Annotated in this window: 10 protein-coding genes and 1 pseudogene; 7 read left to right on the top strand and 4 right to left on the bottom strand. The window is 71.9% G+C overall.

Annotated elements, in window-relative coordinates:
- Nucleotides 1–144 precede the first annotated feature (144 nt).
- The 3 genes from FGF04_RS26460 to FGF04_RS26450 all read left to right on the top strand — a co-directional run bounded on the left by FGF04_RS26460 (nucleotide 145) and on the right by FGF04_RS26450 (nucleotide 5,010).
- On the top strand, nucleotides 145–954 hold the full coding sequence (locus FGF04_RS26460; protein WP_149513727.1) for an SAM-dependent methyltransferase: 810 nt from the start codon (nucleotides 145–147) through the stop codon (nucleotides 952–954).
- Between the two features lie 174 nt (nucleotides 955–1,128).
- Nucleotides 1,129–3,393 carry an SF1B family DNA helicase RecD2 gene (gene recD2, locus FGF04_RS26455; protein WP_149513726.1) on the top strand — a complete coding sequence of 755 codons (2,265 nt, stop codon included), beginning with the start codon at nucleotides 1,129–1,131 and terminating at the stop codon, nucleotides 3,391–3,393.
- Between the two features lie 318 nt (nucleotides 3,394–3,711).
- The gene (locus FGF04_RS26450; protein ID WP_149513725.1) at nucleotides 3,712–5,010 is read left to right on the top strand and encodes a citrate synthase; all 1,299 of its coding nucleotides are present in this window, start codon (nucleotides 3,712–3,714) and stop codon (nucleotides 5,008–5,010) included.
- A gap of 590 nt (nucleotides 5,011–5,600) precedes the next feature.
- Here the strand turns inward: FGF04_RS26450 and FGF04_RS26445 are convergent.
- Nucleotides 5,601–7,883, bottom strand: coding sequence for a heavy metal translocating P-type ATPase (locus FGF04_RS26445; protein WP_149513724.1), 2,283 nt, complete (start codon nucleotides 7,881–7,883; stop codon nucleotides 5,601–5,603).
- A 95-nt stretch (nucleotides 7,884–7,978) separates the two neighbouring features.
- Nucleotides 7,979–8,227: a heavy-metal-associated domain-containing protein gene (locus FGF04_RS26440; protein WP_149513723.1), complete on the bottom strand. Its 249-nt coding sequence runs from the start codon at nucleotides 8,225–8,227 to the stop codon at nucleotides 7,979–7,981.
- Between the two features lie 150 nt (nucleotides 8,228–8,377).
- Here FGF04_RS26440 and FGF04_RS26435 point away from each other — a divergent pair, with 150 nt between their 5' ends.
- Nucleotides 8,378–9,412, top strand: a complete 1,035-nt coding sequence (locus tag FGF04_RS26435) for a zinc-dependent alcohol dehydrogenase family protein (RefSeq protein WP_149513722.1) — start codon at nucleotides 8,378–8,380, stop codon at nucleotides 9,410–9,412.
- Nucleotides 9,413–9,452: 40 nt separating this feature from the next.
- Here the strand turns inward: FGF04_RS26435 and FGF04_RS26430 are convergent, their stop codons facing one another.
- A complete protein-coding gene (locus FGF04_RS26430) occupies nucleotides 9,453–9,653 on the bottom strand; it encodes a helix-turn-helix transcriptional regulator (protein ID WP_149513721.1) in 201 nt (66 codons plus the stop codon).
- Nucleotides 9,654–9,980: 327 nt separating this feature from the next.
- Complete coding sequence (locus FGF04_RS26425; protein ID WP_149513720.1) at nucleotides 9,981–10,922, bottom strand: sugar phosphate isomerase/epimerase family protein; 942 nt, start codon at nucleotides 10,920–10,922, stop codon at nucleotides 9,981–9,983.
- A 114-nt stretch (nucleotides 10,923–11,036) separates the two neighbouring features.
- On the opposite strand from FGF04_RS26425, the pseudogene FGF04_RS41290 reads away from it, so the two are divergent.
- The 3 genes and pseudogenes from FGF04_RS41290 to mmsA all read left to right on the top strand — a co-directional run.
- Nucleotides 11,037–11,245, top strand: a pseudogene (locus tag FGF04_RS41290) (5-deoxy-glucuronate isomerase); the annotation flags it as partial.
- A gap of 101 nt (nucleotides 11,246–11,346) precedes the next feature.
- Nucleotides 11,347–13,287, top strand: coding sequence for a 3D-(3,5/4)-trihydroxycyclohexane-1,2-dione acylhydrolase (decyclizing) (iolD, locus tag FGF04_RS26415; protein ID WP_149513719.1), 1,941 nt, complete (start codon nucleotides 11,347–11,349; stop codon nucleotides 13,285–13,287).
- 14 nt (nucleotides 13,288–13,301) lie between these two features.
- The gene (mmsA, locus tag FGF04_RS26410) at nucleotides 13,302–14,804 is read left to right on the top strand and encodes a CoA-acylating methylmalonate-semialdehyde dehydrogenase (protein ID WP_149513718.1); all 1,503 of its coding nucleotides are present in this window, start codon (nucleotides 13,302–13,304) and stop codon (nucleotides 14,802–14,804) included.
- The last annotated feature ends 119 nt before the right edge of the window (nucleotides 14,805–14,923 follow it).

The following is a 14,923-nucleotide window of genomic DNA, read 5'->3' as shown; positions in this document are numbered from 1 at the left end:
CCCCGCCCCCGCCTTCGCCGCTTTCCTCGAAGCGGTGAAGGATTCCTCCGTCAACTGAGGTAACGGACCGCGGAGTTGATGTGTAAGGCTGGTGGCAGTCGCCGTGGCGCAGGGCCCCGGTGGTGGGCGGGAGGAGCGCGTAGCGTGAGTCAGGACGGGCTCTGGGCCAGTCAGATCGACACCAGCAGGCCGCACCCGGCGCGGATCTACGACTACCTGCTCGGCGGCAAGGACAACTACGAGGTGGACCAGCAGGCCGGCGACGCGCTGGCCAAGGTCGCACCCGAGGTGCGCGTCGGGGTACGGGCCAACCGCGCCTTCATGCGGCGCGCCGTCCGGTACGTCGTCGGCAGCGGCGTACGCCAGATCCTCGACATCGGCACCGGACTGCCCACCTCGCCGAACGTGCACGAGACCGCCCGCGAGGTGGCACCGGACGTGCGCGTCGCGTACGTCGACAACGACCCGATCGTGCGGTCCCACGCCGACGCGCTGCTCAGCGATTCGGGCGCGGGTGCGTGCGAGAACAGCATCGTGCTCGCCGACCTGCGCGACCCGCGGGACGTCGTGGACCACCCCGACGTCCGCCGGGTCATCGACTTCGACGAGCCGGTCGCGCTGCTCCTCGTCGCCGTCGTGCACTTCCTGACCGACGCGGAGAAGCCCGAGCAGGTCGTCGCCACCCTGCGCGACGCGCTGCCGGCCGGGAGCTTCCTGGTGCTCTCGCACGCCACGGACGACTTCGCGGACCGCGACGACGCCCGGGCCGTCTACAACAAGGCCACCGCCAGGCTGACCCTGCGCCCCCGCGCCGGGATCGAGCGGTTCTTCGACGGCTTCGACCTGGTCGAGCCGGGCCTCGTCCAGGTCCCGTTCTGGCGCCCGGACGGCCCGCCGCCCGCCCGGTCCGGCGAGATCGGCTTCTACGGAGGCGTGGCGCGCAAGACCACCTGAACCACCGGCCGCACTCCCTCACACCCCCGGGTACCGGACGGGCCGGACAGTGGAACCTCTTCGACTATCCGGACAGCTTCCGCCCGGAATCTCATTCCGCCGGCAGGGAACCCGGCGTTCGTGAGCATCGTCGGCTGTCGCCCCGGTGTCAGACGGGGGCGGTAGCGTCGGATCATGGGCAATCAGATGGGGGCGGGGAGCGGGGAGCGGAACCTCGCGGTGCTCGAAGGCGTGCTGGAGCGCATCACGTACGCCAACGAGGAGAACGGCTACACCGTCGCCCGGGTCGACACCGGGCGCGGCGGCGGTGACCTGCTCACCGTCGTCGGCGCGCTGCTCGGCGCCCAGGTGGGCGAGTCGCTGCGCATGGAGGGCCGCTGGGGCTCCCACCAGCAGTACGGCAAGCAGTTCACCGTCGAGAACTACACGACCGTGCTGCCCGCCACGGTCCAGGGCATCCGGCGCTACCTCGGGTCCGGCCTGGTCAAGGGCATCGGACCGGTCTTCGCCGACCGCATCACCACCCACTTCGGGCTGGACACGCTCCAGATCATCGAGGAGGAGCCGAAGCGGCTCATCGAGGTGCCCGGGCTCGGCCCCAAGCGCACCAAGAAGATCGCCGAGGCCTGGGAGGAGCAGAAGGCGATCAAGGAGGTCATGCTCTTCCTCCAGACCGTCGAGGTGTCCACGTCGATCGCGGTCCGCATCTACAAGAAGTACGGCGACGCCTCCATCTCGGTCGTCAAGAACCAGCCCTACCGCCTCGCCGCCGACGTCTGGGGCATCGGCTTCCTCACCGCCGACAAGATCGCCCAGTCCGTGGGCATCCCGCACGACAGCCCGGAGCGGGTCAAGGCCGGTCTGCAGTACGCCCTCTCGCAGTCCACCGACCAGGGCCACTGCTTCCTCCCCGAGGAACGGCTGATCGCGGACGCCGTCAAGCTGCTCCAGGTGGACACCGGCCTGGTCATCGAGTGCCTCGCGGAGCTGGCCGCCCCGCCGGAGGAGGGCGAGGACCCCGGGGTCGTACGGGAGCGGGTGCCGGGCCCCGACGGCGGGGAGCCGGTGACGGCCGTCTACCTCGTCCCCTTCCACCGCGCCGAGCTGTCCCTGTCCGCCCAGCTGCTGCGGCTGCTGCGCACCGGGGACGACCGGATGCCCGCGTTCCGGGACGTGGCCTGGGACAAGGCGCTGACCTGGCTCAAGGGGCGTACGGGGACGGAGCTGGCCCCCGAGCAGGAGCAGGCGGTCCGGCTCGCCCTCACCGAGAAGGTCGCGGTGCTGACCGGCGGGCCCGGCTGCGGCAAGTCCTTCACGGTCCGGTCGATCGTGGAGCTGGCCCGCGCGAAGAAGGCGAAGGTGGTCCTCGCGGCGCCGACCGGCCGGGCCGCCAAGCGCCTCGCCGAGCTGACCGGCGCGGAGGCCTCCACCGTGCACCGACTGCTCGAACTGCGGCCGGGGGGCGACGCGGCGTACGACAAGGACCGGCCGCTCGACGCCGACCTGGTGGTCGTGGACGAGGCGTCGATGCTGGACCTGCTGCTCGCCAACAAACTGGTGAAGGCGGTGCCACCGGGCGCGCACCTGCTGTTCGTCGGGGACGTGGACCAGCTGCCGAGCGTCGGGGCGGGGGAGGTGCTGCGGGACCTGCTGGCCGAGGGCGGGCCGGTCCCCGCGGTCCGGCTGACCAAGGTCTTCCGGCAGGCCCAGCAGTCGGGGGTGGTCATGAACGCCCACCGGATCAACGCCGGACAGCAGCCGGTGACGGACAAACTGAACGACTTCTTCCTCTTCGTGGAGGACGAGACGGAGGAGGCGGGGCGGCTCACGGTGGACGTGGCGGCGCGGCGCGTCCCGGCGAAGTTCGGGCTGAACCCGCGCCGGGACGTGCAGGTGCTGGCGCCGATGCACCGGGGTCCGGCGGGCGCGGCGGCGCTGAACGGCCTGCTCCAGCAGGCGATCACCCCGGCCCGGCCCGACCTGCCCGAGAAGCGGTTCGGCGGGCGCGTGTTCCGGGTGGGCGACAAGGTCACCCAGATCCGCAACAACTACGAGAAGGGCGAGAACGGCGTCTTCAACGGGACGGTGGGGGTGGTGACCTCGCTGAACCTCGACGACCAGCGGCTGACCGTCCTGACGGACGAGGACGAGGAGGTGCCGTACGAGTTCGACGAGCTGGACGAGCTCGCGCACGCGTACGCGGTGACGATCCACCGCTCGCAGGGGAGCGAGTATCCGGCCGTCGTCATTCCGGTGACGACGGGGGCGTGGATGATGCTCCAGCGCAACCTCTTGTATACGGCGGTCACGCGCGCGAAGAAGCTGGTGGTGCTGGTGGGGTCGCGCAAGGCGCTCGCACAGGCGGTCCGCACGGTGTCGGCGGGCCGCCGGGGCACGGCGTTGGCCTACCGCCTGTCCGGCAAGGGGTTGGCGGCGTAGGAGACCCGGCTGCGGCCCGGTGGGGGCCGTTCGCGCAGTTCCCCGCGCCCCTGAAGGGGCGCCCCTTCAGGGGCGCGGGGAACTGCGCGACCCGCCGTCGGCGGCGCTGCGGAAAAAATGATCGATCAAATGAGTCGGAAACCTCACAGGGCACTTTCGGAAGGCCGTGGAAGCGGGCAGGATGAACAGGTTGGCGGCACTGAGTGCCGCCGATAGGCCCAATGGTCGACCCCGAGTGCACTCTCCTGCGCCAAATGGGGGATGGTAGAGACAGTCAGGGCACCTCGAAGAAGAGGCACAACGTCGGTGAGGGATGACGTGAGCGAGCACACCAACAATGCTGTAGTACTGCGGTACGGCGACGGCGAGTACACCTACCCGGTGATCGACAGCACCGTCGGCGACAAGGGCTTCGACATCGGGAAGCTCCGCGCCCAGACCGGTCTGGTGACGCTGGACAGCGGTTACGGGAACACCGCCGCCTATAAATCCGCGATCACCTACCTCGACGGTGAGCAGGGCATCCTCCGCTACCGCGGGTACCCGATCGAGCAGCTCGCGGAGAGCTCCACCTTCCTTGAGGTGGCCTCCCTGCTCATCAACGGCGAGCTGCCCACGGTCGACGAGCTCTCCACCTTCCAGAACGAGATCACGCAGCACACCCTGCTGCACGAGGACGTCAAGCGGTTCTTCCAGGGCTTCCCCCGCGACGCCCACCCGATGGCCATGCTGTCCTCGGTGGTCTCCGCGCTGTCGACGTTCTACCAGGACAGCCACAACCCGTTCGACGAGGAGCAGCGCCACCTCTCGACGATCCGGCTGCTCGCCAAGCTCCCGACGATCGCCGCGTACGCGTACAAGAAGTCGATCGGCCACCCCTTCGTCTACCCGCGCAACGACCTCGGCTACGTCGAGAACTTCCTGCGCATGACGTTCTCGGTGCCGGCGCAGGAGTACGAGCTCGACCCGGTCGTCGTCTCCGCGCTCGACAAGCTGCTCATCCTGCACGCGGACCACGAGCAGAACTGTTCGACCTCCACCGTGCGCCTGGTGGGCTCGTCGCAGGCGAACATGTTCGCCTCGATCTCCGCCGGCATCAGCGCCCTGTGGGGCCCCCTGCACGGCGGCGCCAACCAGTCGGTCCTGGAGATGCTGGAAGGCATCCAGGCCAACGGCGGCGACGTCGACTCCTTCATCCGCAAGGTGAAGAACAAGGAGGACGGCGTCCGCCTGATGGGCTTCGGCCACCGGGTGTACAAGTCCTTCGACCCGCGCGCGAAGATCATCAAGGCTGCCGCGCACGACGTCCTGTCGGCCCTCGGCAAGTCCGACGAGCTGCTGGACATCGCGCTCAAGCTGGAGGAGCACGCGCTCTCCGACGACTACTTCGTCTCGCGCAACCTCTACCCGAACGTCGACTTCTACACCGGCCTGATCTACCGGGCCATGGGCTTCCCGACCGAGATGTTCACGGTCCTGTTCGCCCTCGGCCGGCTGCCGGGCTGGATCGCCCAGTGGCACGAGATGATCAAGGAGCCGGGGTCGCGCATCGGGCGTCCGCGGCAGATCTACACGGGTGTGGTCGAGCGGGACTTCATCCCCGTGGAGGAGCGCTAGGCGCTCCGACGGGCCGCGGGGATTCGTCCGCGGCCCGGTGAGGGCTGGTCGCGCAGTTCCCCGCGCCCCTGAAGGGCGTAAGCGGCCAGCCACCCAAAAAAGCACGAGGCACGTACGAGGCAAAGAAGAAGGCGCCCCGCTGCCGGTCCCCCCACGGGCCGGAGTCGGGGCGCCTTCCCATGTCCCGGTGCGGATTCCCCCCACGGGATCCGGCCGGGCGTCGAAGGCAGCGCCTGAATCGCTGCGGTGCGGTCTGCCGGGACCCGTACTGACGGGAGGGCCGCTCAAGCTCCCCGCCGTACGCGCCCCGGCAACGCAATTCCGAGAACGTCCCCCAAGACGTCCCCAGATGTCAGATTCGCCCCCCAAGACGTCTCTGACATCGCCAATCTAGACTCACGAACCCCTTAGATGGTTACGTTGACATCACTGTGACCTGCGTCTCCCACGCATGTCCTGAAGATGCGCAAGAGGTCCGATATGACTACCGGATCCCTAGCGTAAGGATGATGCGCGAGCCTTGTGAAGAGCTTATGTGAAGACGTGTGCCGGACTCTAGGGGACTCCTGCCTCTTCATCATGAAAATGCGTCATGAAAATGCTTTGAGGCGAAGGCTGTTCGTCACCACGAACACGGAGGAGAACGCCATGGCGGCGCCCGCGATCATCGGGTTCAGCAGTCCCGCCGCGGCGAGCGGCAGGGCCGCCACGTTGTAGCCGAAGGCCCACACGAGGTTCCCCTTGATCGTGGCGAGGGTCCTGCGGGACAGCCGGATCGCGTCCGCCGCCGTCCGCAGGTCCCCGCGCACCAGCGTCAGGTCGCCCGCCTCGATCGCCGCGTCCGTCCCCGTGCCCATCGCCAGGCCCAGGTCGGCGGTGGCGAGCGCGGCCGCGTCGTTGACGCCGTCGCCCACCATCGCCACCACCCGCCCCTCGGCGCGCAGCCGTTCGACGACGGCGACCTTCTCCTCGGGCAGCACCTCGGCGATCACGTCGGCGGGGTCGATGCCGACGGCGCGGGCCACGGACTCGGCGACGCTGCGGTTGTCCCCGGTCAGCAGCATCGGAGTGAGCCCCAGGGCGCGCAGCGCGCGGACCGCCTCCGCGCTGGTCTCCTTGACCGCGTCGGCGACCGTCACGACACCGTGCGCCGCGCCGTCCCAGGCGACGGCCACGGCGGTGCGCCCCTCCCGCTCGGCCCGCGCCGCGTGCGCGGCCAGGTCGTCGGGGAGGGCGATCCCGGCGTCCGCCAGGAGGCGGGCCCGGCCCACGAGCACCGCATGGCCCTCGACCGTGCCGCGGACCCCGAGCCCGGGCACGTTCTCGAAGCCCTGTACGGCCGGCAGGGGCCCGATCCGCTCCTCGGCGCCCGTGGCGACCGCCCGGGCCACCGGATGCTCCGAGGCGTGCTCCAGGGCCCCCGCGAGGCGCAGTACGCGGTCCTCGCCGGTGCCGCCGGCCGCGTACGCCTCCTGGAGGGTCATGCGGCCGGTGGTGACGGTGCCGGTCTTGTCCAGGACGACGGTGTCGACGCGGCGGGTGGACTCCAGGACCTCGGGGCCCTTGATGAGGATGCCGAGCTGGGCGCCGCGGCCGGTGCCGACCATGAGGGCGGTCGGGGTGGCCAGGCCCAGGGCGCACGGGCAGGCGATGATCAGCACGGCGACGGCCGCGGTGAACGCGGCGGCGGTGTCCCCGGTGACGCCGAGCCAGCCGCCGAAGGTGCCGGCCGCGATCAGCAGTACGACGGGTACGAAGACGCCGGAGACGCGGTCGGCGAGGCGCTGCACCGCGGCCTTGCCGTTCTGCGCGTCCTCCACGAGCCGCGCCATCCGGGCCAGTTGCGTGTCGGCGCCGACCCGGGTCGCCTCGACGAGCAGCCGCCCGCCGGCGTTCACGGTCGCCCCGGTGACGGCCGAGCCCACCGTCACGTCCACCGGCACCGACTCGCCCGTCAGCATCGACGCGTCGACCGCCGAGGTCCCCTCGACGACGGTGCCGTCGGTGGCGACCTTCTCCCCGGGGCGTACGACGAAACGGTCGCCCACCGCCAGCGCGGCCACCGGCACGCGGACCTCGCGGCCCTCCCGTACGACGGTGACGTCCTTGGCGCCCAGCTCCATCAGGGAGCGCAGGGCGGCGCCCGCCCGCCGCTTGGAGCGGGCCTCCAGATAGCGGCCCAGCAGGATGAGGGCCACCACCCCGGCGGCCACCTCCAGGTAGATCGCCGAGGAGCCCTGCTCCCGCGAGACGGTCAGCGAGAAGCCCTCGTCCCGCATGCCCTCCATGCCCGCGTCGCCGCCGAACAGCGCCCACAGGGACCAGCCGAACGCGGCCAGCGTGCCGGTGGAGACGAGCGTGTCCATGGTGGCGGCGCCGTGCCGGGCGTTGGTGAACGCGGCCCGGTGGAAGGGCAGTCCGCCCCAGACGACGACCGGCGCGGCGAGCGTGAGCGCCAGCCACTGCCAGTTGTCGAACTGCAGCGCCGGGACCATCGACAGCAGGACGACGGGCGCGGCGAGCAGCGCCGAGACGACGAGGCGCTCGCGCAGCGCGGCCAGCTCGGGATCGGCCGCCCCGTCCTCGCCCGTCCCGTCCTCGCCCGTCCCGTCCTCGGCGGCCGGAGCCCCGGCGGGTGCCGGCGGCGGGGGTTCCTCGGCCGTGTACCCGGTCCTCACCACGGTGGCGATCAGGTCGTCGACCCGCACGCCGTCCGCGTACGCGACCTTCGCCTTCTCCGTCGCGTAGTTGACCGTGGCGGTGACGCCGTCCATGCGGTTGAGCTTCTTCTCGACCCGGGCCGCGCAGGAGGCGCAGGTCATCCCGCCGATGGTCAGCTCGACCTGTGCGGGCGCCGCGGTGGTGCTGTTCATGTCCGTGCTCCAGGGAACGGACAGGGCCGTACGGAACCGGTATCAGCCGGCCGGTACGGCCCCGTACGGTGGAAAGGCGTGGGCCGGGGCCCGGGTCAGGCCTGGCCGGCGAGCTCGAAGCCGGCCTCGTCGACGGCGGCGCGCACGGCCTCGGTGTCGAGCGGGGCGGCCGAGACCACGGTCACCTCACCGGTGGAGGCGACGGCCTTCACGGAGCTGACACCGGCGATCGCGGAGATCTCGCCGGAGACCGCGCCCTCGCAGTGTCCGCAGCTCATCCCGCTCACCCGGTAGACGGTGGTGACGGAACCGGAGGTGTCCGGGGTGTCGGTGTGGGCGGTCATGTCGTTGCTCCTCGTCGAGACGTGTGGGGCGTGCGTGGCGTGGGACACGAGTGACCCAAGGGCCTTCACACTGTCCAGACTATACCCCTAGGGGGTACGTTCCCAAGGGGGCTCACCCCCGGGGAACGGCGTCGGCGGAGGGCGGAGGACATGCGGGCAGTGGTGTTCGAGCGGTTCGGGCAGCGGGCCGGGGTGCGGGAGGTGCCGGACCCGGTGCCCGCACCGCACGGGGTGGTGGTGCGGGTCGGAGCCACCGGCCTGTGCCGCAGCGACTGGCACGGCTGGCAGGGCCACGACCCGGACATCGCGCTGCCGCACGTGCCCGGCCACGAACTCGCCGGGACCGTCGAGGCGGTGGGCGCCCTGGTGACCCGCCACCGCCCCGGCGACCGCGTCACGGTGCCCTTCGTCTGCGCGTGCGGGACCTGCGCCTCCTGCGCGGCGGGCGACCAGCAGGTGTGCGAACGGCAGACCCAGCCCGGCTTCACGCACTGGGGCTCGTTCGCCGAGTACGTCGCCCTGGACCACGCCGACGTGAACCTGGTCGCGGTGCCGGACGAGCTGTCCTTCGGCACGGCCGCCGCGCTGGGCTGCCGGTTCGCCACGGCGTTCCGCGCGGTGGTCGCGCAGGGAAGGGCGGCGCCGGGGGAGTGGGTGGCCGTGCACGGCTGCGGCGGGGTCGGGCTGTCCGCGGTGATGATCGCGGCCGCCGCCGGGGCCCGGGTCGTCGCGGTCGACCTCTCGCCGCGGGCCCTCGGCCTGGCGCGGCGGTTCGGCGCCGCGCACTGCGTGGACGCGTCCGGGGGCGTGGACACGGCGGCGGCGGTCCGCGACCTGACCGGCGGCGGCGCCCACCTCTCGCTCGACGCCCTCGGTTCGCCCGGCACCTGCGCGGCCTCGATCGGCGGTCTGCGCCGCCGCGGCCGGCACGTCCAGGTGGGCCTGCTGCCCGAGGACCCGGCGGTCCCGATGGCCCGGGTCATCGCCCTGGAGCTCGAACTGCTCGGCAGCCACGGGATGGCCGCGCACGCCTACCCGCCGATGCTGGAGGCGGTCCGGTCCGGACTGCTGCGCCCCGACCTCCTGGTGACGTCCACGATCCCCCTGGCGGCGGCCCCGGACGCACTGGCGGCGATGGGCACGGCCCCGGGGGCGGGCGTCACGGTCGTCGAACCCTGGGCGTGAGGGTCCCACACGCGGCGCGCGGGACCCTCACGCCGGTGGATCAGCCGCCCCCGCGCCCCCTGTTGCCGGGCCGGGAGGCGACCCAGGCGCGGACGGTGTCGGCGTACCAGTAGGGCTTGCCGCCCTCCACGTGGTCGGGCGGGGGCAGCAGCCCGTGCTTGCGGTAGGACCGCACCGTGTCCGGCTGCACCTTGATGTGCGCCGCGATCTCCTTGTAGGACCAGAGCTTCCGGTCGGTCATCCGTAGCACCTCCCCGCGCGCGCCGCGGCGCGGCCGGGGGCGGCCGTCGGGGGAGCCGGGCGCTGCGCTGGCGATCACCAAACTGTGCTCGGTGAACGACGCACGGTGACGACCGGGCAGCCCCTGTCGCCCGGGTGTGACGCAAGCCCCGCGCACACGAGACACCTGTGACAGAACCGCGTTATTTGTGACACGGGTGACGAGTGGGCCTGAAGGGGCGCCCCGGACGGGGCGTCCCTTCAGGGGCGCGGGGAACTGCGCGCCCGGCCCCCACCGACCGGCAGTCGAAGAACGACCCGCACCCCTCAGGGCACCCCAGTGGAACGCTTACGCTCCGCAGGAGCGAAGAAACGCCCGCGTCCGCCGAGCGATCGGCAACGGCTTGTCCGGCGGGCACGGATACATGTCCTGCTCGACGATCGCGAACAGCTCCACGTCCAGCTTCTGCGCGGCGGCCAGCACGGGTTCGAGCGCCGGCACCCCCGTGGGCGGCTCGCACATCACGCCCCGCGCCACCGCGGGCCCGAAGGGCACCCCGTTCGCCCGCACGTCGGCGAGGATCTCGGGGTCCACCTGCTTGAGGTGCAGGTACCCGATCCGCTCCCCGTACGTCTCGATGAGCTTGACGCTGTCCCCGCCGCAGTAGGCGTAGTGCCCGGTGTCCAGGCACAGCGACACGAGTGAGGAGTCCGTGCCGTCGAGGAACCGCGCCACGTTCTCCTCGCTGTCGATGTGTGTGTCGGCGTGCGGGTGGACGACGATTTTCAGCCCGTACCGCTCGCGCACCTCGCGCCCCAGCCGTTCGGTCTGGGTCGTCAGGTGCCGCCACTGCTCGGCGGTGAGCGTGTCGGGCTCCAGGATCTCGCCCGTCTTGTCGTCGCGCCAGAACGAGGGGATGACGACCAGGTGCTCGGCGCCCATGGCCCGGGTGAGCGCGGCGATGTCCGAGACGTGCGCCCAGGTCTCGTCCCACACGTCGGGGCCGTGGTGCAGCCCGGTGAAGACCGTGCCGGCCGACACCCGCAGGTTGCGGCGCGCGGTCTCGTCGGCGAGGACGGCCGGCTCGCTCGGCAGGTAGCCGTACGGGCCCAGCTCGATCCACTCGTAGCCGGACTCGGCGACCTCGTCGAGGAAGCGTTCCCAGGGGACCTGCTGGGGATCGTCGGGGAACCACACGCCCCAGGAGTCGGGCGCCGAACCGATCCGGATGCGCGACAGTGCGGACGTGGGTGAGGACTGAGGCGATGACTGCGGTGGCAACGACGTCATGGGCGTCAGCTTCGGGGCGGCCGGGGAGAGGTGTCAAGGGCTGGTCCGAATGTCCGGACAACCAATTGACAGGGCTCTGTGAGCAGGGCTAGACCTGGGGTCGGCCAAGACGGATGTACGGTGCGTGCAGAGGGGAACAAAGAGGGCAAAGCACTTGAACTCCCGGATCGGGGGCACGTGTTCGCCGGGGTCGCCGACCCCGCGCACGTCCCCGTGGTGCCCGGGCACAGAACGCCTCCGGCGCGGTACGCCGCTTCGCTTTGGCAGGAGCGAGGTGCGAGCGACGACTCCCCGCCCGCTACGGCTCCGCGCCGGAGGTTCCCCGCCCGTAGAGACGCCGGGCCCGTTCGGACGTATGACGTGGCGGAACCTGCTTTCGCCCGCGGTTCCGCCCGTGACACGCAGAGAGCACAGGGGGCCACCGATGACAGAGCCGAGGCCGACGACGAGGTCGGCTACGAGGTCGGTTACGAGGGCGGCTGCGAAGTCGACGACGAGGCTGACCGTCGCGCAGGCGCTGGTGCGGTTCCTGGCCGTCCAGTACACCGAGCGCGACGGCGTGCGGCGCCGCCTGATCGACGCCACCTGGGGGATCTTCGGGCACGGCAACGTCGCCGGGCTCGGCCAGGCGCTCCTGGAGTACGCCGACGACATGCCGTACCACCAGGGCCGCAACGAACAGGCCATGGTCCACGCGGCCGTCGGGTTCGCGCGCCAGAGCGACCGCCTCTCCGCCCAGGCCGTCACCACGTCCGTCGGCCCCGGCGCCACCAACCTCGTCACGGGCGCCGCCCTCGCCACCGTCAACCGCCTGCCGGTGCTGCTCCTTCCGGGTGATGTCTTCGCGACCCGCCCCGCCGACCCGGTCCTCCAGCAGCTCGAAGTCCCGTACGCGGGCGACGTGTCGGTCAACGACTGCCTGCGCCCGGTGTCCCGGTACTTCGACCGCGTCACCCGCCCCGAGGCCCTGGTCCCGGCCGCGCTCAGGGCGATGCGCGTGCTCGCCGACCCGCTCGACACCGGCGCCGTCACGCTCGCGCTCCCGCAGGACGTGCAGGCCGAGGCCCACGACTGGCCCGAGGAGTTCTTCGCCGAGCGCGTGTGGACCGTACGCCGTCCGGTCGCCGACCCGCAGGAACTGGCCGCGGCGGTACGGGCCGTCCGCGCGGCCCGCCGCCCCCTGGTCGTCGCGGGCGGCGGCGTCCACCACAGCGGGGCCGAGGACGCGCTGCGCGACTTCGCCGACCTCACCCGCATCCCGGTCGCCTCCACCCAGGCCGGCAAGGGCTCGCTCGCCTGGGACCACCCGGCGGACGTCGGCGGCATCGGGCACACCGGCACGGCGACCGCCTGCGAACTCGCCCGCACCGCCGACCTGGTGATCGGCGTCGGCACCCGCTGGACCGACTTCACCACCGCTTCCGGCACCCTCTTCGCCGCCCCTGGCGTCCGCTTCCTGAACGTCAACATCGCCCCCTCGGACGGCCACAAGCTCGCCGGGCGGCCACTGGTCGCGGACGCCCGCACGGCGCTGGAGGCCCTCACCGCGGCGCTCGCCCCCCTGGGCCACCGCGCCGATCCCGCGTACGTCACCGAGTACACCGACGACAAGGAGCGCTGGGAGCACCGCGTCGACGCCGCGTTCGAGACGGAGGACCCCTACACCCGGCCCACCCAGGCACAGGTCCTGGGCGTCCTGGACCAGCTCGTCACCGGCGACGACATCGTCGTCAACGCGGCCGGCTCCCTCCCCGGCGACCTGCACCGGCTGTGGCGCGCCCGCTCCCGCGACCAGTACCACGTCGAGTACGGCTACTCCTGCATGGGCTACGAGATCCCGGCCGCGATCGGTGTCGGCCTCGCGGCCCCCGGCCGGCCCGTGTGGGCGCTGGTCGGCGACGGCACGTACCTGATGATGCCCACCGAGATCGTCACCGCCGTCCAGGAGGGCGTCCCGATCAAGGTCGTCATCCTGCAGAACCACGGGTACGCGTCCATCGGCGGCCTCTCCGAGACGGTCGGCGCCGAGCGGTTCGCCACCGCCTACCGCCACCGGTCGGAGGACGGCACCTATACGGGGCGTCCGCTCCCGGTCGACCTGGCCGCCAACGCGGCGAGCCTCGGCATGCGGGTGCTGCGCGCCAAGACCGTGGACGACCTGCGCACCGCCCTCGCCGAGGCGCGGGCCGCCGACACACCCACATGTGTCTACGTGGAGACCGAAACGGCAGACACACTGTCGGGCGCGCCCCCGGCGCAGGCCTGGTGGGATGTTCCCGTGGCCGAGACCGCGACCCGGCCGTCGGCGGTCAGGGCACGCGCGCTGTACGAACGGCTGGCCTCCACCCGCCGCCGCCATCTGTGAAGGAGTTCTGGGGCATGACGAAGACCGTCAACCACTGGATCGGCGGCAAGTCCGTCGAGGGCACGTCGGGGACGTACGGGCCGGTCACCGACCCCGCGACCGGCGCCGTCACCACGCGGGTCGCCTTCGCGGGCGCCGAGGAGGTGGACGCCGCGGTCGCCGCCGCCAAGGACGCGTACGCGAGCTGGGGCACCTCCTCGCTCGCCAGGCGGTCCGCGGTCCTCTTCGCGTTCCGCGCGCTGCTGGACGCCCACCGCGACGAGATCGCCGCGCTGATCACCGCCGAGCACGGCAAGGTGCACTCGGACGCGCTCGGCGAGGTCGCGCGCGGCCTGGAGATCGTCGACCTGGCCTGCGGGATCACCGTGCAGCTCAAGGGCGAGCTGTCGACCGAGGTGGCCTCGCGCGTCGACGTGGCCTCGATCCGCCAGCCGCTCGGGGTCGTCGCGGGCATCACGCCGTTCAACTTCCCGGCGATGGTGCCGATGTGGATGTTCCCCCTCGCCATCGCCTGCGGCAACACCTTCGTGCTCAAGCCGAGCGAGAAGGACCCGTCGGCGTCCGTGCGGCTGGCGGAGCTGTTCGCGGAGGCCGGGCTGCCGGACGGTGTGCTGAACGTCGTCCACGGCGACAAGGCGGCCGTCGACCGGCTCCTGGAGCACCCGGACGTCAAGGCGGTCTCCTTCGTCGGCTCCACCCCGATCGCCCGCCACATCCACACCACCGCCTCCGCCCACGGCAAGCGCGTGCAGGCCCTCGGCGGGGCCAAGAACCACATGCTGGTCCTCCCGGACGCCGACCTGGACGCGGCGGCGGACGCGGCCGTCTCCGCCGCCTACGGCTCGGCGGGCGAGCGCTGCATGGCGATCTCGGCCGTCGTCGCGGTCGGTGCGATCGGCGACGAACTGGTCGCGAAGATCCGCGAGCGCGCCGAGAAGATCAAGATCGGTCCCGGCACCGACCCGGCTTCCGAGATGGGTCCGCTCATCACCGCGGCCCACCGCGACAAGGTCGCCTCGTACGTGACGGGCGCCGCCGCGCAGGGCTCCGAGGTCGTCCTCGACGGCACCGGGTACACGGTCGAGGGGTACGAGGACGGCCACTGGATCGGGCTCTCGCTGCTCGACCGGGTCCCGGTCGACTCGGACGCCTACCGGGACGAGATCTTCGGCCCGGTGCTGTGCGTGCTGCGCGTGGACACGTACGACGAGGGCGTGGCCCTCATCAACGCCTCGCCCTTCGGCAACGGCACCGCGATCTTCACCCGTGACGGCGGCGCGGCCCGCCGCTTCCAGCTGGAGATCGAGGCGGGCATGGTCGGCGTGAACGTCCCGATCCCGGTCCCGGTGGGCTACCACTCCTTCGGCGGCTGGAAGGACTCCCTCTTCGGCGACCACCACATCTACGGCAACGACGGCACGCACTTCTACACCCGCGGCAAGGTGGTCACCACCCGCTGGCCGGACCCGTCGGAAACCCCCACAGGCGTGGACCTGGGCTTCCCCCGCAACCACTGAAACCGCCCCGACAGGGGCGCCCCGAAAGGGGCGCGGGGAACGGCGCAGTCTTTTGCCTTTAAGGGGCGCGGGGCTGTGACATCTGCGGCTCCGCCGCGGGGCGCGACCAGCCCCCACCG

Origin of the sequence: Streptomyces apricus (assembly GCF_008369065.1) — a bacterium.
Classification (GTDB): Bacteria; Actinomycetota; Actinomycetes; order Streptomycetales; family Streptomycetaceae; genus Streptomyces; species Streptomyces apricus.
This window is presented reverse-complemented; position numbering and strand designations above follow the sequence as displayed.